Raw genomic sequence first — 23,099 nt, 5'->3', positions numbered from 1 at the left:
TTCTTTAATTATATGAAACAACAACATGAATAGCAACTGCCTATCTCTCTGCCACCAAAGTCATATTTCTTAAAAATGACGTCTAATCATGATAAGATAACCGGTGTATTGTAAAATATTTGGGGTGAAAAGCTACATAAATAAGGAGGAAAGCATATGACGCACAAACTTGCTAATGATGTTACCGATATACGGGAACCTCAATATAACATCGACGATATTTTCTATAACCGGTGGTCGCCGAGATCTTTCTCAGAAGAAGAAGTACCTAATGACGTGCTGCTCAGTTTATTCGAAGCTGCACGATGGGCACCCTCTGCTGCCAATTTTCAACCTTGGCACTTTATTATTGCACGAGCTCAAGAGGATCGGGAAAAATTTTATCCATTCATTTTTGATGGTAATCGCGATTGGTGTGAAAGAGCACCTGTCTTAGCTGTCATTCTTTCAAAAACGACGACGGATAATGGACACAACCGGTCACATGCCTTTGATACTGGCGCTGCTTGGGCCCATCTTGCTTTACAAGCTTTTAATAAAGGATTGATTACACACGCTATGGGTGGTTTTAATCCGGACAAAGCACGGGAAGTCCTCAACATCCCTGATGACTACGATATCCAATGTGTTGTCGCCATCGGCTACCGCGGTGAAAAAGCATTACTATCCGAGAAAGATCAGAATCGTGAAAAACCGTCTTTCCGCCACTCGATAGATGAATTTCTATTCGAAGGTGACTTTCAGCAAGGATTGAAATAATACCATTGACCGTTGATGACTATCATCAACGGTTTTTTTGTATTTCAATTTGTTTATAAGAGCCCATTTTTAAAATACGACACATTAGACCAATCAAAGGCTTGCTAACTGACATATCTTATTACTAGCCAATCTTAAGGTGGTGAATGATATGAGTTATGAAGGTGGTTATGGCGGCGGCGCAGGATTTGCCTTAATCGTCGTTTTGTTTATTCTCTTGATTATCGTTGGTACGTCTTATGTTTGGTAATGTTTGATCAAAACGGAGTGGCCGAAAGTAACTTTTGGCCACCCTTTAATCTAATGGTTCCGTCCCTATTCTACATAAATTCAAAACAAGAACGCTTTTTCCAAGTGTTCTTGTTTTAGCAATAACGACTATTACTGTGGGCGTCTTGCTGCTAAATGATCACCTTTTTTATATTGTGAGTCGGTGGTATTAGGCTTTTCAGGAATGCGATGATCGGAGTGCTTGTACTCGCCGGCAAGTTCATCATATTGTTCCGGCGTCAACCTTTTCTTGTCAGCCATCAAATCAACCTTTCCGGAATTATGATTGTCCACTTGTATGTTCACTGAGATAATTATTCTCACCTGGAGAATAGTTAACATCTTGCAAACTGCTGTATCTTTCCGAATCTGGATGCGTGGTTGTATGCTCAATTTCTCTGATGTCAGGATGCTCAATCTCAGTATATCGCTTCTTTTTTTCTTTATCAGACATATAAGTTCCTCCCTATTCATTTCACTATCCTCGTTATACATTTATTTTCTGCTAAAAGAACACCATATATGCTGTGAACTATTTTCCAGAGGATATAGCGTCGTCCTTTTTGTATACTTTTTATCATATTTGTATAAAATGACAACTGATTCAGCGAGAGTCTGATGATCCAGTTAGAGAATGCCGCGGCAGTCTCCATTTAAAGAACACTGATAACATTCGTAATCCAACGATGAAGACATAAAGCATGGCTATTGCCAAAGGTCCATTGATCCAACCAAAACCAACCACAAGACCCGCGAGTGTCGCCCACAGTGCATATATTTCTGCACGAAAAATCATAGGCTTTCGACCTGCAAAAACATCGCGTAACATACCCCCGCCAGATCCGGTCAAAGTCGATGCAACGAGTACAGCACTTAATGGGGCATCGATTCCAACGGCATGAAGCGCCCCTTGAATGGAAAATGAAGCTAAACCTAGCGCATCAAAAAAAATGCCCCATTGTTTCCAATATTGAATCCATTGCTTTGGCAGTAAAAAAACGATTGTAAGTACAACAAAGATAACAACAAATAATTCCCCTTGTGTCCAAATGTCTTCAACAGGTATACCGATTAATAAATTACGGATTGTACTACCACCGAATGCTGTCGTAAACCCTAAGACAAAAACACCTAATATATCATAATCTTCTTCCATTGCGATAATGGCACCACTAATCGCGAAAGCAATGGTACCGATGATGTTTAGTATTTCCCATGTCAATGTGTCCTCTTCCTTTCTTTCTATGCTTTTTATTCTTATATTGGGATCCTCGATTCATTATATATGATCATCAATGTTTTTCGTTAAAAAAGGTTAGGATCAATCGATGCATCTGTTCCAACCCTTGAGCCACGCGGTTGAGAGTTATTGTCTTCAATTGTTTCAAAACATTTTTTAAATAAAAAACAAAATTGTATCACTGACGTTCACTGAGTGTTACTGAAGCTCACTGAATGAACTCAGTTTTATAGACGGCCTCTGAGCGGGTTTGGGAATGAGTTAATCCGTCTGCTATGATGCTAAACATAGAAAACAAATGAGGAGGCCCTATTTTGAGTAATAAAAATCAAGGCATTATCGATACGGATATTCATGAACGTATTCTCTATCAAGAATTGATCAAATATTTAGATGAACCGTGGAAAAGATATATTCAGGACTGTCACTGGATTCAAGAAAAGCATATGCCGTACACACAACCGTCAGTTGCAGGTGTGGATCGTGCGGATGCCAAGGTGCCTGATGGCAGACCGGCGGGAGCCGATTTGTCATTCATGCAAGAACAATTGCTTGATGATATTGGTCATGAATACGGGATTTTAACGGGGGCCTTGGATCCGTCGCCGTCATCCATGCATGGCTGGTATGAAATGGCGACCGCCTTAGCAACAGCTTATAACAACTGGCAAATCGAGAACTGGCTTGATAAAGATGAACGCCTATATGGATCTGTTCACCTTAATGCTGAAGATGTAGCTGGTGCGGTTCGTGAAATCGAGAGAGTCGGTTCACATCCAAAAATGGTGCAAATCCTGCTTCCGATCGATGACAAGATGTGGGGCGATCCCTACTATCATCCAATTTTTGCAGCTGCGGAAAAGCAAAACCTTATGATTGGTATGCATCATAATGAACCTCCTATTTATTATGGTAAATGGCCAAGATACTTTATTGAGTGGCATGCTCTACTTCCGACAGCTCACATGAAGATGATTACAAACATGATTTTAAATGGTGTATTTGAAAAATTCCCTAACTTAAAACTCATGATGATTGAAGGCGGCTTTACGTTTGCACCCCACTTAATGTGGAAACTTGATCAACAATACAATGATCTTCGTCATGAAGTGCCTTGGGTCAAACGGAAGCCAAGTCGGATCATGCAAGAGCATATTCGGTTTTGTACACAACCGTCAGAAGAATTAGATAAAAAGACGTTTATGTCCGTCCTTGATCAGATGGGTTCGGATGAAATGGTTTGCTTCGCTACAGATTATCCGCACTGGGATTTCGATTCCCCTTATCGTGCGCTACCAAATATGGATGATGATTTGAGCAAAAAAATATTTTCAGAGAATGCGAGAAATTTTTATCCTAAGTTGAAATAATTGGAGGGAGAGACCATGAAACAACAAGTCATATGCCATCAAGATGACATCAAACCAGGTGACATGAAGGAAGCTGAACTTGGTAGAATCCCGATTGTCGTTTGCCGGACGCTCGACGGTGAGTTTTATGCGTTCACAAATAACTGTATCCACCAAGGTGCTCCATTAGCTAAGGGTAAAATATGCGGTGCACCACAAGCGGATAACCCTGGTGAATACCGCTATTGCCAAGAAGGTGAAATCCTTCGCTGTCCCTGGCATGGACGTGAGTTCAATATAAAAGACGAAGGACGCATGTTAGCGAATCCAGAACGCAAACTACCAAGTTTCAACGTAACCATTGAAGATGAACATGTCGTTGTTTATAAATAGTTAGTCAGAAATAGAATGAGGTGATTTTGTGCAACCAGAAAAACACGTACACGACACGATTATTATCGGCGGCGGTACTACAGGGTTGTTTACTGCTTTCTACGGCGGCATGCGGGGCATGGATATCCGGCTGATTGAGAGCCTGCCCGAATTGGGTGGACAGTTGGCCGCCTTATACCCGGAAAAGAATATCTATGATGTCGCTGGTTTTCCGGAAATTAGAGCCAAAGATCTTGTGGAGAGACTGAAGGAGCAGGCATTGGCTTTTGATCCCTATATAACGCTAAACGCAGCGGTTTCTGATGTAGAAAAACTTGATGAACAATTGTTTAAAGTAACAACCAATCAAGCTGTCTACTATGCGAAAACAGTCATCATTACTGGAGGCGTCGGCGCTTTTGAACCACGGCGGCTACAGCTTGACAACGCTGAACAATTTGAAGAATCAAGCCTGTTCTATGCCATTCAAGATATTTATACCTTTGCGAACAAAAAAGTCGTCATATCCGGAGGTGGGGATTCAGCCATTGACTGGGCGTTAGCGCTTGAACCATTGGCTAAAGAAGTGTCTTTGGTTCACAGACGAGAAGCCTTCCGCGCCCATGAACAAAGCATTAAGCAATTGCATGAATCAACCGTCAAAATAAAGACCCCTTATATGGTCAAACAGATTAACGGTGAAAGCCGTGACATAAAAGAGATCATGATTGGTGACAAAAATGGGACGCTGGAAGAAGCGATCGACGCTGACGCCCTTGTTGTCAGTCACGGTTTTAAATCAAATCTTGGTCCTATAAAGGATTGGGGATTGGAGCTGGATAAGCGATCGATTGTCGTCAATGAATGCATGGAGACCAATATCAAAGGGATTTACGCTGCGGGTGACATTACGACCCATAAAGGTAAGGTCAAGCTGATTGCTTCAGGCTTTGGTGAAGCCCCTACAGCCATTAGCCATGCCAAAACATATATTGATCCGAAGTCAAGAACGCAGCCTATGCATAGCACCAGCCTTTTCGGATAAATGGATAGGACAACGGTAAAGACGAACGCAATTGGGCATTGCACAAAGCATGCCCACTATTAAAATTCCCCACATATATGTTAGGAGTGAATGACTTTGAAACAAGGACTCATGTTCATTAATGGTGAATGGGTTGAATCCACTAGCCAAAAGACACGAACGATCATTAACCCGTACAATCAAGCAAGCATCGCTGAGGTCGCAGAAGGGATTGAGTCTGATGCTGAAGCAGCGATAAAGGCGGCTCGTACAGCTTTTGATTCTGGGGAATGGCGAACAACACCAGCGAACGAGCGTGGCCGGATTTTATTTAATATTGCTGCCTTCATTGAGCGTGATAAAGAAGAACTAGCACGGCTTGAAACGTTAGATACGGGAAAAACATTAATTGAAAGTCGCGAGGATATGGACACCATTGCCGGTGTATTCCAATATTATGCGGGGCTTGCTGATAAGGAAGGTGGCGAAATCATTGCTTCACCAATAGCTAACGCCTCCAGCAAAGTCATCCGTGAACCCGTCGGCGTCTGCGCGCAAATTACACCATGGAATTATCCATTATTGCAAGCAGCGTGGAAAATCGCCCCAGCCTTGGCAGCTGGAAATACGATTGTCATCAAACCAAGTGAAATCACACCGCTTACGACCATCAAGGTCACTGAATTAATTGAAGAGGCGGGTCCACCAAAGGGTGTTTATAATCTTGTGTTAGGTCCAGGTGCAAGTGTCGGCCAAACTTTAGCCGATCATCCTCAAGTCGATCTTATATCGTTTACCGGCGGCATTGATACCGGTAAAAAGCTGATGAAATCAGCGGCTAATCATGTCAAAAACATTGCCTTAGAACTTGGGGGTAAAAATCCGAATATCGTATTCGCCGATGCTGACTTAGAAACAGCTGTCGATCAGGCCCTTAATGCCGTGTTTTTACATGCCGGCCAGGTTTGCTCGGCTGGTGCCCGTCTTTTGGTGGAAGACAGCATTCATGATTGGTTTGTTGAACAACTCACTGAACGTGTGAAACGGATTAAATTGGGTGATGGTTTTCATGAAGAAACGCAATCCGGACCGTTAATTTCTTCTGAACACCGAACCAAGGTTGAAAGATATGTTGAGATTGGAAAGCAAGAAGGTGCCAAATTAGTGATAGGCGGTCAACGTCCAGATCATCCTGATTTGCAAGATGGATTCTTTTATGAACCTACCATTTTTACCGAATGTCGCACTGATATGCAAATTGTTCAAGAAGAGGTCTTTGGACCGGTTTTAACTGTGGAACGTTTCCACTCTGAGAAAGAAGCTATTGATCTAGCCAATGACTCCATCTATGGTTTGGCAGGTGCCGTATGGACCACAGACCTTAAAAAAGCGGAACGAGTCGCTTCGGGGTGCCGCATGGGAACTGTGTGGATCAACGATTTTCACCCTTACTTCGCTCAAGCACCATGGGGCGGTTACAAACAATCTGGGATCGGGCGTGAATTAGGTAAAACCGGATTAGAAGAATATACAGAAGTAAAGCATATTTATCAGAACACCCAACCTGAACCTATTCACTGGTTTAAATAAGTCAATACAATGAAGCATGATAACAAATGATCAATCCTAAAGCAGATGCCCCAATGATTTTAAAATGTAGATCCTCCCTGCAGACTATTGGGGGATCTGTAACGATTGACCCTCATTTTAGTTGGGAGTGAGTTTCAAATATGGAAAAAATCAAAGAAGATAATAACCAACTTCCATATGCACAGCAGCATCTTGCCAACGAGCGGACATACTTAGCTTGGATCCGTACCGCCATTGCTATCATTGGTATTGGTTTACTCACATTACATTATTTTTTTGATAACTTAAATGACCCCTTCGCCAACGTTTTGACTATGTTCATCGGTATCTCTATAGGCTTATTTGGCATTTGCATGATCATGATCGCTACATCAAGTTACATTAAAAAGAAAAAACAAATTGAAAGTCAAAGCTTTTATTCTTCTCAAATTCCTATATATCTCGTATCCCTAATGATGGTTATAATCGGTATTTTTACCATTGTCTATTTTACTTTTTTGACGCTATAATAAACCGATCATTAAGCTAAGAGTCTGATTAAATCAAAAACAACAATCGACCATAAGATCCACTTACAGTCGATTGTTTCGATTCTAAGCAGTTGTTTTGCGGATGTCATTTAATAACTCTAAAGCGGGCTGTAACAGTGACTCACTAATGCCATCTAGAAGGCTACCGAGTAATCCTTGCTTCTTATTTACATCATTCATTGTTGATTGAATCTGACCTCTTATCTTTTCAATCTGTTTATTTAGTAATTTTATCTGCTGTTTGCCGTGCTCAATCTGTTTCTTAATGGACGATACTTTTTCTTGTAACACCTTATCGGCACCATTATTAAGACGGCTTTGTTCAGCATTGAGTTGTTCATTTTTATTAGAGATCTTATGACCAACGTCGACAAGATCTTTCTCTAAAGGAATTAACTGATTTAAGGCGCTCTTCAATCGGCTTTGCAGGCTGCCTAGGTGCAAGAATCCAGAATCCATGACATCCTCAATTTCGTCTAACACTTTTGTTACCTTATTTGATACATCATTAAGCTGCTTCTTGTGATGGCTGATCTCTGACAATGTATCCTGAACCCGGTTGTCTAACTGCCTAAGTATTTGCCGTAACTGACTCATTTCATCAGCATTCGAATGATCGTCACCATCTTTTTTCGATTCATCGGAAGTTTCATTGCCAGACGATGCTTTACCAGACGAATCATCATCGGATGATACGCCATCATTTTGATGTCCATTATCCTGGCTTTTATTTTCGGTATCTTGACCTTCTTTATCTTTAGTCCCCTTTTCATCTTTTCTATCTTCTTTTGAATCTTGCTTGTTTTTTTGTTTGTCTTGATGATCCTTAAGTTTCTCGCCTTTTTCGATCTTTCTCATTTTTTTGGTCAAAGCTTGCAGATCTTCTTTTTTCAGCGGTTTTGCCCCGGTCGTCGATTCTTCACCATAGGCGGTCGTTACAGAAGCTTTCGGCAGTGTTAGTAATGATGCTGTCTGCTTGCTAACTCTCATTTTGACATCCTTCATGCCGACCCAACCTAGTTTTTCGGGAAGATACAATCCACCAAATGTCGGCAGCCCCATTAACTTAGCTTTCATATTTTTGACTTTGATGGGTCCAGGTGATTTGATTTTAACCACTATTTCGCCTTCAGACGTGTTAAGCGTTTTTGTCAGCGTCAGACCATGTATTGTCCCTTTCTTAAGCTGAATATTTCCCGCTAAAATCGCAGCGATATTTATCGCACCTTCCACTTTTTCTGCTTCAATCACAAATCCGCCGCTGTGTTCCGAAGCAGATACTGTATTCTGATTTGGAGTAGGAAGATAAAGGACTGCGGTCAATAAGAAAAAAGACAATCCAATCGCCAAATATCTATCAATCTTCTTTGTTTTCAGCATATCTCTTCCCCTTAGTTTGATATGAAAACACTATGCTTTAGGATACATCGGCCGACTTTATGTCACCGGCATTTCTGTAATCGGATGTTTCTTGCTCAGGTTCATCACCCTTAACTGCCTCCTTCTGCCACCCAATACAAAAAGAACCGCCAATAATACCAAGAATGGTTCCAATGACAAACCCACCAAGTGCTCCCATGATCGAGAGTACAGAAAGGAAAATGGTCATAATACCAAAAACGGTTGAAAATTGAGGGTAAAAAAAAGCAAGCACCCCTAGTATGAGCATAAGTCCGCCAAACATAAGACCGATAAAGGCAAAACTTCCAGGTATGAAGGCAATCGCGTACAATTGTAATGGTATATATAAAATCAATAATGCAGCAAGAATCGTTATAGTAGCCCCCCAAAAAGGTCGGTCATTACGCCATAATTTGAATGGTCCCGCATCGGCCAGGGCCGCTTGTTTCTTTTGTAGTTTATGCTGCGCTTGTTTTGCTTTGACTTCCTTATTTCTCATGATTCATCCTCCTTACTTACTGGATGTTTTATCAGGGCCTTTGATATCTTCAATGTAAATCTTTGCACCTTGGAGGTTTACCATACTCTGGAATAAATAATCGGTGACAATTTTGGCATCGGTAATGGTCACTTGGTTGGCATCCTGAGTCCAATTCTTCTTATAATCATTTGTGTTTTGCTCCTTAATGGCCAAATCGTTAAACTTTAAGTTAGCGTCGATAAAACGGGCATCTTGGATTAAACCATTAATTTTAACAGGCTTAGAAGCCGTGATATTGACTCGGATCCATTTGCCTCCTGGAAGCTTGACGTCTTTATAAATATGAAGCCCATTGATTGTTGCTTGATTAATTTTATTCCGAACCATCGGAGCCGCATCTGATTCGCCCGTTTCACCAACCTTAGGAAAGAATTTGAATCCCTTGCCCTCAAGTTTGTCAAACTGGACATAAAAATCTCCCATTCCCCCAAGCGGCATGGCTAACGCTGTTCCTGTTGCACCGAATGCACCAACAAGTCCTCCTAGCATCAGGAATCCACTCAACAGTGCCACTAAAAACTTCTTTTTCACCGTCCGTCCAACCATCTTATCAGATTTCATTTTTTCACCTCTTTGATGGATATTAAAGTATGTGAAGCGGACTCTCCTCATAAATTAATTTATAATTGCGAATATTATTTATATAGTCATAGTAGCTGTTACGGAGAATAAGAAACCGCTTTCAACTGTTGTTACTATCTTATGATGTTTTTATAGTACATTCAACCCCGATCATTGTCGGTTTATTTATTAATCTATTCTGAAAATGGCGACTTTTGTAGGAATCCATACAATGTTTGATCTTGTATAATGTAGACACGATTAGATCGTCTCATTGTAGTAGGGAGATGAAAGCGGATGAACGTTTCGTTACAACATAACATGAAAGAGGCGCTCGATCGTGGCTTCCAGCTTGTTAAGCAATGCAAAACAACGATTCGCCAAGAATGGGATCAGATATTAAACCACCTGCATCAACGTCAAGAACAACATGCTAAGGCATTAGAGACGGCTATTCACTTTTTTACACACTCTTTATTCACCTATGAACATAACAATGTAGAAGCGTTATTCCATGATATAAAAACGGCAAGGAACCATTTTAATCAACCTATTCCTCCAAAACATGCCATTTTTATCATAACTTTATTAGAGAATGCTGCTCATAAAGCCATTAAGTCCAAAATTAGCAATTCATACCAGGATCACCAAGCCATCCAATATTTATTTTCCCAACTAAGTGAATTAATGCTTACAGGGCCTGTTAGTGAACAACTCAATGTTAATGCATTCTTAAGGAACCTTGTTGCTTCCGGGCAACTACCGGTCGAGTGGATAGCTAGAGTGAAAAATACAAATTATGGTTTTTCAGTTAAAAAGGTTATTGGGGGCGAATCTGAAGATCCATCAGACGTACTTGAGGGTATGACATCAACGACCCTTTTTCAATTATCGGAAAGACTGTTTCAGCAGATCCCTCCCTATGACCGCAAAAATAAGGAGATGTTGTCCTTACCATGGGAAGAAGAAATATGGTTTTTTTGCACCAATGAAGCTCATTCTAAATATTTGCTCCCAATGATTACCTTCTCACTTCATTATCTTCACGTGGGTCAAAATGCTGTGGCATTTTTCGAACAACAGCAACAATGGAAAGATGCTGTCATCCTATTTAATGAATGGGTGATGCGTTCCGAAAATTTTAATGAAGCCATTCAGAACATTACCTCCGGCTTCGTACATTATTTACCGTTTGAGCGTTGTGCCCTCTTTTCTTATTCGAATACCGAGCATAGCGGTTTTGGATTATACGGTCATCATTTTAATTCGGAAGCTATACAAAATATTAAAGAAGATATTGAAAATATTCCGATCATCCAGAGAGGTTTGAATCGACTTGAACCCCTTGAAGAAAACCTGAAAAGTTTACAACCATTGTACACTTTTGAAGGAGCACATGGTTTTCCAGAGGAATATGTCGAACAGTTTCAATTAGGTTCTGTCATTGTTGCACCAATCTATGTACCATCAGCAAGCAAACTCATTGGAGCAGCCATTTTGGATCAAGGTCCTGACAAACATTTTAAAGTTTCACATGATACGCTGACAGCCCTGACCAAATTCGGTCAAAGTGCTGGAGAACTTTTGGAAAAATTCCATCGTACAGACATCCTGCAACCTGCCAAAAGTCCCTCCTTGTCACCAAGAGATATCGACATATTAAAACTCATGGCTGATGGTGCATCAACAAGTGGCGCCGCTGCCGAGCTCAATTTAAGCGAATATACTGTCCGTGATTATATATCAGACATTATTAATAAAATGAATGCCAAAAATCGGACAGAAGCCGTTGCAAAAGCGATTAGAAATCGCTTGATTTGATATATAGTATTCAATCGAAATTGAACAGATACAAAATAAAATCATTATTGCCCATAAAGGTGCCTTATGCCACAAATCACGATATACGGTAAAACAGCTCATAGGCCAATACCCGAAAAGCACCATTAAAATCCGGCACCAAAATAAGTGCCGGACAAGTTAATTTAAAGGTAATTTATTAAACATTCATCTCCATATACACTTCTGCACCCTATTCTACTTGTATTGTAAGAATTCGTCATCTTCTTTTGCCTGTTCTTTCATTTCTGAAATTGATGCTTGTATTTCTTCCAATGCGACGTACGCGTGAACGGTGTAACCCTTCGTGATCCATTTATCAGCTACTTCAATTCTTTCAGTAAGTAAGTTTTTTACAAAGTCTTTTAAGACAGCGTTTTCAACAACCCTTTCATCTAGTAACTGTTTTAATCAGTCATTCACTACATAAATAAACTAAGCAGCAATACAACGCCAAGACCAACTATCGAGTTCGTGAACAAAAGAAGCCCCCATGTTTTGAATGTGTCCTTAATGGATATGTTAAAGTACTCTTTGAATAACCAGAAAGAGGCATCGTTGACGTGGGTAATAGTATTACTACCAGCGGCCGTGGCTAACACCATTAATGCAGGGTTCACATCGAAGGTATCTACAAGTGGACCAACGATAGCAGCTGCTGTTATTGCGGAAACAGTACCTTGGCCGGTGGCAATGCGTATTAAAGCGGTTATAAACCAAGCCATTATTAATGGTGAAATACTTGTATTGTGCATCAATGCTGCAATGAAATCACCAATGCCTGTGTCAATGATGATTTGCTTGAACACTCCCCCAGCACCGACAATTAAGATAATCATAGCAATTGCTTTGATACCATTTGAAACTGATTCCATAATCTCCGGCATCTTATGACCTACCCGAAGCCCAAATGCATATATGGCAATTAGCACAGAAAGTAGCAAGCTAATTATAGCACTTCCGAAGAAATTCACAACTTGGTATAAAATAGTATTTTCCTCAATGAATAGATTAATAATCGTTGCACTGGTAATAATAATTGCGGGAATTAGTGGAACAATTAAACTAATTGCAAACCCCGGCATTTCATTATCCGTAAATTCTTTTGGTTTTTTTAATAGTGGTGGTATAGGACGTTCTAAATTAGGTAATAGTCTTGGTAAAATAATACCGGCGCAAATAACAGAAGGGACAAACACAAACATCCCTAAAATATATACTTGACCCATATCCGCACTATACGATTCAACAAGTGCTGTTGGACCTGGTTGTGGCGGGAATAAACTGTGTGCCATTGTTGCCGCCGCAACCATTGTAATTCCTACACGCAAATATGGGATTTTCGCTTCAATAGCGATACTAATCACAAGTGGAGCCAAAATGATAAAAGCTACTTCATAAAAGACAGATATCCCGAAGACAGCACCAATAATTAAAATAGCCCATTCAACATTTCTTTCACCAAACTTATTCAATAAAGTCGTCGCAATACGCTGAGCGGCACCTGAGTCAACCATTAATTTACCAAGTATAGCACCAAGAGCAATTATAAGCGCTAAACTTCCAAGTGTACTGCCAAAGCCTTCTTCGATAGACTTTACCAATACTGTTAATTGCATACCATTTAGTACACCTACAAATATTGCTGCAAGTAATAGAGCAATAAAGGCATTAAGCTTCAATTTCATGTTCAAAAATAGCAATAATGCGACACCTAGAACAACCGTTATAACCGGCCAATATTGTTTAATCCCATCCATGTTAGCTTCCTCCTGATACAATTATAGTTTCGTTTTTTGGTTTCCGATTGTTCACATCTTCTTGTATCTTATGTAAGCCTTCTCAACCTAAATAACAAACAATGATATATTCTGTGGGCCCTCACTTTCCTACTTTTCGCCTAAATTAATTTTGAATAGTTTAACAGCAGATGCACCATACTCAGTTGCTCTGAACATTTCATTCTCGTTATACATCTGGGTAAATTATTTAAAACCGTATAGGCTTATACGCTTGATGCTATCCTTTTAAACGCCCGAATAAGCGGAAAATCCACCATCAATTGGCACAACAATGCCATTCACAAAGCCTGACGACCGATGATCCACTAGCCAAAGCAATGTACCAACTAAATCTTCGGGTTTTCCAAACCGTTCGACTGGCGTCTGTGATAAAATTTTATTAGCACGATCACTAAGTTCTCTATCTTCTGTAAACATTAAATCTCTGTTTTGATCAGTCAGGAAAAAACCCGGTGCCATCGCATTTACACGGATGCCCACTTTAGAAAAATAGACAGCTAACCATTGAGTGAAATTGCTAATCGCTGCTTTAGCTCCACTGTAAGCAGGAATTTTTGTTAGTGGACGAAATGCATTCATGGATGAAATATTAATCACAGTTGCCTGCTCTTGGTCTACCATATCCTTTGTAAAGACTTGTGTAGGTATTAGCGCCCCTAAAAAGTTCAAATTAAACAAACCTTCGACGGCGTTCGGATCTAAATCAAAAAACGTTTGTTGATTTTGATCCGTTAAATCATCTAAACTGAGTCGCTCACCATCTGTCGTTGCCTTAGAGCTATTCCCACCGGCACCGTTAATTAATAGACTACACGGACCCACTTTCGACAGAACATCTTGATGCACCGTTTCTAAATCCTCTTTATTGAGGACATCGACGCTATAACCGTACGCCTTACCTCCATTTTGTTTGATCCGTTCGACAACGCGATCAATCTTCCCCTTATTTCTTGCCAAAATGATCACTTGCGCCCCCGCTTGCGCTAATGATTCACATAATACAGAACCTAGGACACCGCTGCCTCCTGTCACAACGGCAACCCTATTTTCAAGATTAATATCAAAGGGTAGTTCCATCATTTATGCCTCCTCTGCTTTATCTAGCGTTTCAATGATGCCATTTAAATAGGTTGCACCAAGGGCACGATCATATAATCCATAACCTGGTCGACCTTCTTCACCCCAAATCATTCTTCCATGATCAGGTCGTATCGGGCCAGTAAAACCGACTTCATTTAACTTCTGAAGCACATCGACTATATCTAGCGAACCATCTCTTGATAAATGAGCGGTTTCTTGAAACGATAAATCACCCGTCCACTTGACATTACGAGCATGAACGAAATGAATGCGCCCTTTGGCAGCTTCTATGATGTCAAGTAAATCATTGTCTGGATTAGCCCCATAGGAACCCGTACAAAATGTGATACCATTATTCGGACTGTCGACGGCATTGAGCATATATTCAACATTGGTTTTATTGGTTATGACGCGTGGTAGTCCAAAAATAGGCCACGGCGGATCATCGGGATGGATCGCGAGCATGATATCTTCTTCCTCTGCGACAGGGACAACTTCTTCTAGAAAATAAATGAGATTGTCCATTAATTGTTGTTCTGAAATTATTTGGTACCGATCTATAATTTTCCTTAAATCATCTTTTTGATAGGATAAATCCCAACCCGGTAATGCTAACTCACCACTAAGAGGATTAAGGCCTTTGATTTTTTCATCTTCGTATAACAATGAATGCGAACCATCCGCGAGCGGTGCATCTAACTGTGATCGGGTCCAATCAAACACCGGCATGAAATTATAACAAACCGTTTTAATGCCTGCTTTCGAAAGATTTCGTAACGTTTCTTTATAATTTTCAATCCATTGATCTCGTGAATCTAATCCCATTTTGATATCTTCATGAACAGGCACACTTTCAATCACGTTCAGCTTCAGGCCGTGATTTTCAATGGATTGCCTAAGTTCCACAATTTTCTCAAATGGCCAAACATCTCCGACTGGAATATCATAAATGGCTGAAACGATCCCTAACATACCTGGAATTTGTTGGATTTTATCAAGTGTGACCGGATCATCCTTACCATACCACCGAAAACTCATTTCCATTTTGTCATCCCCCCCACGTTACAAGTTAAAATAACGCTTTGCATTGTAATAACAAATATCCTTTACATATGTTCCCAATAGGATCATATCTTTTGGTGCCTTTCCTTCTTCAACCCAGGAGCCCAGCAGGTTACACAAAATTCTTCTGAAATACTCATGGCGTGATAAGGATAAAAAGCTTCTGGAGTCGGTTAACATACCAACAAAATGACGGATTAAACCGACGTTCGCTAATGTCTTCATTTGATCTTCCATACCATCAATATTGTCATTGAACCACCAAGCTGTCCCCAATTGAATTTTTCCTGGTACCTCATTGTTTTGATAATTGCCTGCCATAGCTGCAAGAATATAATTATCACGAGGATTGACGCTATATAAAATCGTTTTTGGCAGTTTGGATTTTTGCTCTAAGGCGTCTAGGAAATTAGCTAATGGATCAGCCAACAATCGATCACCAATTGAATCAAAACCACTATCAGGACCAAGGTGTTTAAACATTCGCGTATGATTATTTCGCTTCGCACCCAAGTGGAATTGCATGACCCAGCCTTTTTCAGCATACATTTCAGCCAATGCTAACAGTGTATAGGTTTTAAATTGATCGGTTTCTTTTTTATTAAGTTCTTGGCCTAGTAATCTCTTATGAAAAATCGCTGAAACTTCATCTTTTGTGGCTGCTTCATAGAACATAACGCTGATACCGTGATCAGAGCTTTTACAGTCGTGTGCAGCAAAATAATCGACTCGTTTTTCTAATCCACTCAACAAATCATCATATTGATCAATGGATGAATCTGTCGCTTGCTCTAATTGCTTAATCCATGGTAGGAACTCATCTTTTTCTATATTCAGCCCTTTATCGGGTCGAAAAGATGGTGATACCTTACAACTAAAGCCCTCTTTGGCCAACTGAGCATGCGAAGCCAAATCATCTGTTGGATCATCTGTTGTTCCAACAAATTTAACTTTTTCTTTTTGTAATAAAGACTTAGCCGACATCTCCGGAGCCAGTAGTTTCTCGTTAGCCTTATCCCAAATCGATGGTGCCGTATGTTCATCTAACAGTTGGTCAATTTCAAAATACCTCACCAATTCTAAATGGGTCCAGTGATAAAGTGGGTTTCCGATTGTTTTGGGAACCGTTTTCGCCCAAGCTAGAAACTTTTCGTAAGCACTTTTTTCACCTGTTACAAAAGGTTCACTGATCCCATTCGCTCTCATGGCTCTCCACTTATAATGATCACCGGCTAACCAAATCTCCGCCAAGCTCGTATAATTCTTATCTTGTAAAATCTCTTCAGGGCTTAAATGATTATGGTAGTCAATGATGGGTAGATCCTTCGCAACATTATGGTAAAGATCCCTCGCAGTCTTGTTATATAATAAAAAATCGTCTGAAATAAAGGTTCGCAATGTTATTCACACTCCTTTGAAGCTGTAGTGTCCGATTTTTAATTTGTTTACCAAACAAATCATTAAAATTATTATAGTATGGAAACGCTTTAAATTTCAAGGACCCTTCATTTAATTATATATAAAGCCATGTAGCTGCACCTTTTTAATCATGGTAATATGAGAATACATAGCATTCGTAGGAGGGGACATATTGGATACTGGTGATGCAACTTATATCAAACAAATCAATCGAAGAATTTTAATAGAAGAAATTATAAAAAACATCTCATTATCTCGAAGTGAGCTTTCCAGAATAACAGGATTGAACAAAGCGACCGTTTCTGCCCAAGTTAGTGATCTTCTTAATGATCATATCGTCATTGAAAAAAGTGCAGGTGAATCTATAACACGTGGCCGAAAGCCAATCCTTTTAGAAATTAATGGCGAAGCAGGTTACAGTATTGGTATTGATATAGACGAACATGTTCTTAACCTTATTTGTATCAATCTAAAGGGAAAGCCGTTTCATAAACTGAGATTAGATGTGGAAAATTACAATTTTGACCATGTGATCAACCTGTTAATTGAGAATGTGGTATCACTTATGGAAAAGTTTAACCAAGCGTATCAACCCATTGGTCTTGTGGGTGTAGGTGTTGGCATTCACGGTATCGTTAATAACAAAAGTGACATTGTGTTCACACCTAAACAACAATGGTCCAATATAGATATTCAAAGTCGACTTGAGAATACATTTAAGACAAATGTTTACGTTGATAACAATGCCAATTTAAGTGCCTACGCAGAACAAGTCTATTATGAACATATATCTGATTTATTCTGTATTACCCTATACTCTGGAATAGGCCTTGGCATGATTAACGAAAATAAAATTTATAGAGGTTTTCAAGGATTTGCCGGCGAAATTGGTCATATGATTGTTGAACCGAATGGTCTATTATGTTCATGTGGGAACAAGGGATGCTGGGAACTATACGCGTCTGAGACATCGTTGATGAATACACTTGAAGAAAAATACCCTACACTTACACTCCCAGAGTATACCGAAAAGTTGGTTAATGAAGAGGCATTTGAAGCAATTTTGGATGAATACTTAAATTATTTAGCCATTGGACTTAATAACATCATTAACATTTTCAATCCGGAAACAATTATTATCAATGGAACCATTATAAATGGCCATTCATCTTTTATAACGAACATTCGTGAAAAATTAAAATCGAAAATTAATAATTACAGGGACATAAGAGTTTCCCAAATTGGTGAAAATGCCTGTGCGCTTGGCGGGGCAGCCTTAGCCATTAAAAATTTTTTTGGTGTGAATATGGTTGACTATGTGGATTACAATTATTTTAATTAAAGGGTTAAGTGGGGTCTGACCCCCGCTCTGCTAAAGCACTAACGCAGTGGGGTCAGACTGTATTTATTCCTCACTTCACTTCTACTGTCCATCCATGAGAATCTTCTAACCTTCCAGTTTGAATGCCTGTAAGAGTGTCATACAACTTTTTAGATAACTCTCCTGTTTGTCCATCGTTAATGATCACTTTGCGTTCTGACCCATTCAACTCCCCAATTGGAGAAATAACAGCAGCCGTACCTGTACCAAAGGCTTCTTCTAAACGACACTCATCGTAGGCTTGATACAATTCGTCGATAGATATCCTTCTTTCTACAACGGGTATGTCCCATTCTTCCAGTAATTCGATAATTGACCTTCTAGTAATACCATCTAAAATACTTCCATTTAATGCCGGGGTGACGACTTCTCCGTTGATTTTAAAGAAGATGTTCATACTGCCAACTTCCTCTATATATTTTTTCTCAACGCCATCAAGCCATAAAACTTCATCATTGCCTTCATGACTTGCTTTTGCATGGGCTTTGTAACCGGACGAATAATTCCCCGCTGTCTTCGCCGTACCCGTGCCACCTTTTACAGCTCTGGTGAACTGGCTCTCTACACTAATACTAACGGGGCGAATGCCCTTCGAATAGTAAGATCCGACAGGTGATAGGATGATCATCAATTTATAAGATTGTGAAGGCGCTACAGCAAGACTCGCTTCAGTTCCAATGATAAATGGACGTATGTAAAGAGAAGTCCCTTCTGATGATGGCACCCAATCTTGTTCAAGGTGGATCAAGCGCTTCAGACCATTCATAACGAGGGTTTCATCGATTGTTGGCATACTAAGTCGATCGCTCGAAAGATTTAATCTTTGCAAATTCTTATCAGGTCTAAATAATAAAATGCGGTTATCTTTTGATCGATAGGCTTTTAAACCTTCAAACACAGTTTGACCATAATGAAAAATCATTGAGGCGGGATCTAATGTTATAGGTTCATATGGCACGATCCGCGGATGATGCCAACCTTTATCAGCTGCGTAATCCATAACAAACATATGGTCAGTAAATGTTTTCCCAAATGCAAGCTGATCTGTTTGTGGCTTGGGTTTCTTGTTCGTGCTTTGGACGATTTCAAGTTCGTTGTCTCTCATCTTTAGTGCTCCTTACTTCATAAAATATTGCGTTATTTGGGCTGTTCTATATTATTTTAAATAAATCATAATCTTATTATAAGTGAAAGTCCAACAATAGGGGGTCTGACCCCACGACAGGTATGTTTAAATAAAACTAAAAAGGGTAAATCTACTTATGATGCTTAAGTAATAGAAGAGGTGAATACGTATGTCAAATTGGAATGGCAAAACGATTGTCATTACTGGGGCAAGTAGCGGTATCGGTGAGGCAACTGCGGAACGATTTGTCCAAGAAGGAGCCAATGTCGTCCTAGCTGCTAGAAGGCAAGACAGGCTGGAAGAGATTCAAAACCGATTGGACAGTCATGAAGGCAGAGTTACAATTAAACCAACGGATGTGACATCCCAAGAAGACGTGCAGAACTTGATTCAGTATGCGATTAATGAATTCGGTCAAGTCGATGTATTGTTTAATAACGCCGGCCTTATGCCATTAAGCTTTATGAAAAACACAAAAGTCGATGAATGGGAAAGAATGGTCGATGTTAACGTGAAAGGCGTCCTGTATGGTATTGCTGCTGTTCTGCCGCACATGCTTGAGCGAAATGAAGGCCATATTCTAACCACTTCCTCTGTAGCTGGACATGAAGTCATGCCAACAGGGGCAGTGTATTGCGGTACAAAATTTGCTGCTAGAGTGATTATGGAAGGATTGGGTAAAGAAGTAGCGAACAGCAATGTTCGGACGACATCCATTTCACCAGGTATCGTTGCTACCGAATTAACCGACACCATCACAGATGAAGAAGCGTTAGCTGGGATGAAAAAAGGCGGCGACATCACGCCGCTCCAAAGTAAAGACATTGCTGAAGCCGTATTTTATGCTGTTAACCAACCTGAATATGTTGATGTTAACGAAATTATTGTCAGACCGAACCACCAAGGCTAGTAAAATAGGGACAAATCTAAAACAGGATTCCTCAGGAAGCCGAACAATAGGATATGAAAGCAAGTTCTAAGCGTCGTTAAAATACGTAGACGCCCGAGGTAAACGAAGGATTTTGACGACGCGATGACGATTTTCAACAAATAATCCGAACTGATTCATAAACAAGTTCGGATTATTCTATGACTAATATACTTTTGTCTCAGCCTTATGTTTGAACTGGGTATCGATATTCAAATATTAATTGATAGGGCGATTTTATAAGTTCTCTATAAATAATCGGACAACATCAGCTCCACCAATCACCGTTCCTAGTGTACTCCCTAAGTTGGCTAGAACAACGATAAGTAAAATGCGAGTAACCTTATTCCCCCAAAAACCTTTAACACTAAAAACATCCTCGGAAAGCGACTCAAAGTCCCCCACACTTGGCCTACGGATATAGGCCTGGACAATGCCCGCAAACCATCCCGCTGCGATAAGTGGATTTAAGGAAGTCAGAGGTGCGGCAATAAAGGATGTCAAAATAGTCAGTGGATGTCCTAAAGCAATCGCAGTTCCGATTGCCGAGAAGGCACCATTCCATATTATCCAACTGATTGTCTGCTGAAAGCCAGCAGACGGATTGGTAAAAAAGGTATAAGCAATGACTGCCAAAATAAGAATCGGAATCGTCCAAGCAATGATCTTAGGGACTTTGGATTTAGCAGGCTGCTCTGATAACCGAGCCAAATCATGTTTTTGTTTAATGGCTTCTTTAATGCCTGGGACGTGGGCCGCACCCAATACAGCCACAACTTTATTTCCTGGTGCCTCTTTAATTTTTTGTGATAAATACTGGTCTCGTTCATCAATGAGAGGCGTTTTTAATTCAGGAAAACTGACTGTGAAATCATGAAGCATTGAATTCAGCATATCTTGAGATTTCAAGGCTTCTAACTCTTCTTCTGAGATGCTCTCCTGATTAAAAATGCTAAAGATAATCTGCAGAAGAAGCTTCACCTTTCCCCATAGCCCAACACCATGCCAAATTCGAGAAAAGGTTGTCTGAATGTTCCTGTCAGCAAGTACGAGGTTGGCCTCCGCTTCTTGAGCTGATTCAATTCCCTGAATCATTTCTTGTCCAGGATTAATATCAAATTGCTTTGCCATGCGCTTTTGAAAGGATGATATGGCAAGATTCATTAAAAGTAGTGTGGCTTTCCTTTCTTTGATCACTTTAAATATGTCCATATCCCGCCATTGACTTTCATCCATAATCGATTGATATCTTTGTTCATCCAGTTCGATACAAACAGAGTCCGGTCGTTCAGATGCGATAACTTCCTTAACTTGCTCAGCGCTATGCTTTGATACGTGGGCCGTTCCAATTAGTATAAGTTCTTTACCATCCAAATTTATCCTAGTGATGTTCTCGTTTTCTACAGACATTACGACCTACCTTTTAAAAAAGATTATCCTAAGAACTCAAAAAATAAAATTATAACTTTCTAATATATATAATAAACTACAAAAGGCTAAATTTGAATTCATTTTGTTTTATTTGTTCCAAACGATGGCTGGCTCACCAAATTTAGGACCTCACCTGTTACATTTCCTAATGTTACCATATTCATCAACCGACAAAAGCACCCTCTCACATCGAAAAAATGAGTGTGGATAAAAAGATTGGTTGGTAACCCATTTCTTCAATCCTCAACGCCTGCCCGTATGGGCGGGCTTTTTTTGCATAAAAAAAGCGCCCATATGGCGCCGCATTATATAGGGTCATTCCACACGAACAGCCTTTTCCTGTGCTTGTAAACATAACTCCGCCGCCTTAAAGGCATGTTCCTGCGTCATGGCGTTTTCCGTTCGATTGATACAGTCAAGAATCAGTTGACCGAAAAATGGGTACCCAACTTGACCTTGAAGTGAATAATGTTTCCTGTTATTACCATTAACTAGGTATAAATGATCACCGCTATCCTCCCTGGCAACATCAATATATTTACGAATTTCAATATATCCTTCGGTTCCGAGGATTAACGATCTTCCGTCCCCCCATGTTCCGAGTCCATCGGGTGTAAACCAGTCGACACGGAAATAATTTGTTGCTCCATTGTCACCAACAAGGGTCGCATCACCGAAATCTTCTAATTCCGGATACATCTCCTTATGATGATAATTGGCTACTTTACTGTGCAACACATCAGCATCCTTCGCACCTGAATAATAGAGAAATTGCTCAATTTGATGACTGGCGATATCACATAAAATCCCTCCGTACTTTTCCTTTTGAAAAAACCATTTTGGTCTTGATTGAGCCCTTAATTGATGCGGCCCCAATCCCATGACCTGAAGCACCCTTCCGATCGCTCCTTCTTCAATCAATTGACCAGCAAAAACAGCACTTTCCACGTGGAGACGTTCACTATAATAAACCATGTATTTTCGTCCAGTTGCCTTGGTTTTGGCTTTCGCTTTTGCTAGCTGTTCAAATGTCGTGAATGGCGTTTTATCAGTAAAATAATCTTTTCCATGATCCATCGCTCTTAGCCCAAGGGCGCAGCGTTCAGACGGTACAGCCGCTCCGGCTATCAATTTCACTTCCTCATCATTCATCACTTCTTCTTCAGATGCCGCCGCTTTTGCCTGGGGAAATTTTTTTAAAAACGTATTTACTTTCTGCGGATCCGGATCATAAACCCACTTAAGATCGGCTCCGGCTTCGATGAGTCCATTGCACATACCATTGATATGACCGTGATCTAACGCCACGGCAGCAAACGAAAATTCTCCCTCTTTGACAACCCTGTTCATCTCACCTTCTGGAGCATAATTCATCCCATCGTTTTTACTCATAT

The 23,099-nt window shown here is 40.2% G+C and carries 23 protein-coding genes; 10 read left to right on the top strand and 13 right to left on the bottom strand.

What is annotated here, in order from left to right; all coding sequences use genetic code 11:
* Positions 1 to 156 precede the first annotated feature (156 nt).
* Both B9Y89_RS09285 and B9Y89_RS09280 read left to right on the top strand, forming a co-directional pair.
* Complete coding sequence (locus B9Y89_RS09285) at positions 157 to 759, top strand: nitroreductase family protein (RefSeq protein WP_085522958.1); 603 nt, start codon at positions 157 to 159, stop codon at positions 757 to 759.
* A 151-nt stretch (positions 760 to 910) separates the two neighbouring features.
* Positions 911 to 1,009, top strand: a complete 99-nt coding sequence (locus B9Y89_RS09280; protein WP_085522957.1) for a YjcZ family sporulation protein — start codon at positions 911 to 913, stop codon at positions 1,007 to 1,009.
* A gap of 131 nt (positions 1,010 to 1,140) precedes the next feature.
* On the opposite strand, the gene B9Y89_RS09275 is transcribed toward B9Y89_RS09280, so the two are convergent.
* The 3 genes from B9Y89_RS09275 to B9Y89_RS09270 form a co-directional block, all read right to left on the bottom strand.
* On the bottom strand, positions 1,141 to 1,335 hold the full coding sequence (locus B9Y89_RS09275) for a hypothetical protein (RefSeq protein WP_139822780.1): 195 nt from the start codon (positions 1,333 to 1,335) through the stop codon (positions 1,141 to 1,143).
* On the bottom strand, positions 1,310 to 1,483 hold the full coding sequence (locus B9Y89_RS19020) for a hypothetical protein (RefSeq protein ID WP_176222171.1): 174 nt from the start codon (positions 1,481 to 1,483) through the stop codon (positions 1,310 to 1,312). Before B9Y89_RS19020 ends, B9Y89_RS09275 begins: the two co-directional genes overlap by 26 nt.
* A 150-nt stretch (positions 1,484 to 1,633) precedes the next feature.
* Complete coding sequence (locus B9Y89_RS09270; RefSeq protein ID WP_085522955.1) at positions 1,634 to 2,251, bottom strand: trimeric intracellular cation channel family protein; 618 nt, start codon at positions 2,249 to 2,251, stop codon at positions 1,634 to 1,636.
* A gap of 332 nt (positions 2,252 to 2,583) precedes the next feature.
* On the opposite strand from B9Y89_RS09270, the gene B9Y89_RS09265 reads away from it, so the two are divergent.
* From B9Y89_RS09265 to B9Y89_RS09245, 5 genes are all read left to right on the top strand, one after another.
* Positions 2,584 to 3,639 carry an amidohydrolase family protein gene (locus B9Y89_RS09265; protein WP_085522954.1) on the top strand — a complete coding sequence of 352 codons (1,056 nt, stop codon included), beginning with the start codon at positions 2,584 to 2,586 and terminating at the stop codon, positions 3,637 to 3,639.
* Positions 3,640 to 3,654: 15 nt separating this feature from the next.
* Positions 3,655 to 4,011 carry a Rieske (2Fe-2S) protein gene (locus tag B9Y89_RS09260; RefSeq protein ID WP_085522953.1) on the top strand — a complete coding sequence of 119 codons (357 nt, stop codon included), beginning with the start codon at positions 3,655 to 3,657 and terminating at the stop codon, positions 4,009 to 4,011.
* A gap of 28 nt (positions 4,012 to 4,039) precedes the next feature.
* Entirely contained in the window at positions 4,040 to 5,035 is a 996-nt protein-coding gene (locus B9Y89_RS09255; protein ID WP_085522952.1) for an NAD(P)/FAD-dependent oxidoreductase, read from the top strand.
* Positions 5,036 to 5,125: 90 nt separating this feature from the next.
* A complete protein-coding gene (gene betB / locus B9Y89_RS09250; RefSeq protein WP_085522951.1) occupies positions 5,126 to 6,604 on the top strand; it encodes a betaine-aldehyde dehydrogenase in 1,479 nt (492 codons plus the stop codon).
* Between the two features lie 140 nt (positions 6,605 to 6,744).
* Positions 6,745 to 7,113 carry a YidH family protein gene (locus tag B9Y89_RS09245; RefSeq protein WP_085522950.1) on the top strand — a complete coding sequence of 123 codons (369 nt, stop codon included), beginning with the start codon at positions 6,745 to 6,747 and terminating at the stop codon, positions 7,111 to 7,113.
* An 84-nt stretch (positions 7,114 to 7,197) separates the two neighbouring features.
* Here the strand turns inward: B9Y89_RS09245 and B9Y89_RS09240 are convergent, their stop codons facing one another.
* From B9Y89_RS09240 to B9Y89_RS09230, 3 genes are read right to left on the bottom strand one after another with little or no spacing between them, the layout of a single operon-like run.
* Positions 7,198 to 8,514: a coiled-coil domain-containing protein gene (locus tag B9Y89_RS09240; RefSeq protein WP_085522949.1), complete on the bottom strand. Its 1,317-nt coding sequence runs from the start codon at positions 8,512 to 8,514 to the stop codon at positions 7,198 to 7,200.
* Between the two features lie 37 nt (positions 8,515 to 8,551).
* Positions 8,552 to 9,034 (bottom strand): DUF6114 domain-containing protein, encoded by a 483-nt coding sequence (locus B9Y89_RS09235; protein WP_176222170.1) that lies wholly within the window; start codon positions 9,032 to 9,034, stop codon positions 8,552 to 8,554.
* Positions 9,035 to 9,046: 12 nt separating this feature from the next.
* On the bottom strand, positions 9,047 to 9,637 hold the full coding sequence (locus B9Y89_RS09230) for a DUF6230 family protein (RefSeq protein WP_085522948.1): 591 nt from the start codon (positions 9,635 to 9,637) through the stop codon (positions 9,047 to 9,049).
* A 297-nt stretch (positions 9,638 to 9,934) separates the two neighbouring features.
* On the opposite strand from B9Y89_RS09230, the gene B9Y89_RS09225 reads away from it, so the two are divergent.
* The gene (locus B9Y89_RS09225) at positions 9,935 to 11,458 is read left to right on the top strand and encodes a LuxR C-terminal-related transcriptional regulator (protein ID WP_085522947.1); all 1,524 of its coding nucleotides are present in this window, start codon (positions 9,935 to 9,937) and stop codon (positions 11,456 to 11,458) included.
* Positions 11,459 to 11,898: 440 nt separating this feature from the next.
* Here the strand turns inward: B9Y89_RS09225 and B9Y89_RS09220 are convergent, their stop codons facing one another.
* From B9Y89_RS09220 to uxaC, 4 genes are all read right to left on the bottom strand, one after another.
* Positions 11,899 to 13,236 carry a gluconate:H+ symporter gene (locus tag B9Y89_RS09220; RefSeq protein WP_085522946.1) on the bottom strand — a complete coding sequence of 446 codons (1,338 nt, stop codon included), beginning with the start codon at positions 13,234 to 13,236 and terminating at the stop codon, positions 11,899 to 11,901.
* 267 nt (positions 13,237 to 13,503) lie between these two features.
* Entirely contained in the window at positions 13,504 to 14,355 is an 852-nt protein-coding gene (locus B9Y89_RS09215; RefSeq protein WP_085524686.1) for an SDR family oxidoreductase, read from the bottom strand.
* Positions 14,356 to 14,358: 3 nt separating this feature from the next.
* Positions 14,359 to 15,402, bottom strand: a complete 1,044-nt coding sequence (gene uxuA / locus B9Y89_RS09210; protein WP_085522945.1) for a mannonate dehydratase — start codon at positions 15,400 to 15,402, stop codon at positions 14,359 to 14,361.
* 18 nt (positions 15,403 to 15,420) lie between these two features.
* Positions 15,421 to 16,818: a glucuronate isomerase gene (gene uxaC, locus B9Y89_RS09205; protein WP_085522944.1), complete on the bottom strand. Its 1,398-nt coding sequence runs from the start codon at positions 16,816 to 16,818 to the stop codon at positions 15,421 to 15,423.
* A 193-nt stretch (positions 16,819 to 17,011) separates the two neighbouring features.
* Between uxaC and B9Y89_RS09200 the strand changes: the two genes are divergently transcribed.
* On the top strand, positions 17,012 to 18,181 hold the full coding sequence (locus tag B9Y89_RS09200) for an ROK family transcriptional regulator (RefSeq protein ID WP_176222169.1): 1,170 nt from the start codon (positions 17,012 to 17,014) through the stop codon (positions 18,179 to 18,181).
* A 70-nt stretch (positions 18,182 to 18,251) separates the two neighbouring features.
* Here the strand turns inward: B9Y89_RS09200 and B9Y89_RS09195 are convergent, their stop codons facing one another.
* Positions 18,252 to 19,325, bottom strand: coding sequence for a branched-chain amino acid aminotransferase (locus B9Y89_RS09195; RefSeq protein WP_085522942.1), 1,074 nt, complete (start codon positions 19,323 to 19,325; stop codon positions 18,252 to 18,254).
* A gap of 190 nt (positions 19,326 to 19,515) precedes the next feature.
* Here B9Y89_RS09195 and B9Y89_RS09190 point away from each other — a divergent pair, with 190 nt between their 5' ends.
* Positions 19,516 to 20,256, top strand: a complete 741-nt coding sequence (locus B9Y89_RS09190; RefSeq protein WP_085522941.1) for an SDR family oxidoreductase — start codon at positions 19,516 to 19,518, stop codon at positions 20,254 to 20,256.
* Positions 20,257 to 20,511: 255 nt separating this feature from the next.
* Here the strand turns inward: B9Y89_RS09190 and B9Y89_RS09185 are convergent, their stop codons facing one another.
* Together B9Y89_RS09185 and B9Y89_RS09180 are read right to left on the bottom strand one after the other, a co-directional pair.
* Positions 20,512 to 21,684 (bottom strand): TraB/GumN family protein, encoded by a 1,173-nt coding sequence (locus B9Y89_RS09185; protein WP_085522940.1) that lies wholly within the window; start codon positions 21,682 to 21,684, stop codon positions 20,512 to 20,514.
* Between the two features lie 336 nt (positions 21,685 to 22,020).
* Positions 22,021 to 23,097, bottom strand: a complete 1,077-nt coding sequence (locus tag B9Y89_RS09180; protein ID WP_085522939.1) for a Gfo/Idh/MocA family protein — start codon at positions 23,095 to 23,097, stop codon at positions 22,021 to 22,023.
* Positions 23,098 to 23,099 lie beyond the last annotated feature (2 nt).

Origin of the sequence: Tuberibacillus sp. Marseille-P3662, from assembly GCF_900178005.1 — a bacterium.
In the GTDB taxonomy this organism is placed as follows: Bacteria; Bacillota; Bacilli; order Bacillales; family Sporolactobacillaceae; genus Marseille-P3662.
Note: the sequence above shows the minus strand (reverse complement) of the source record. Positions and strands in the feature narration are given on the sequence as shown.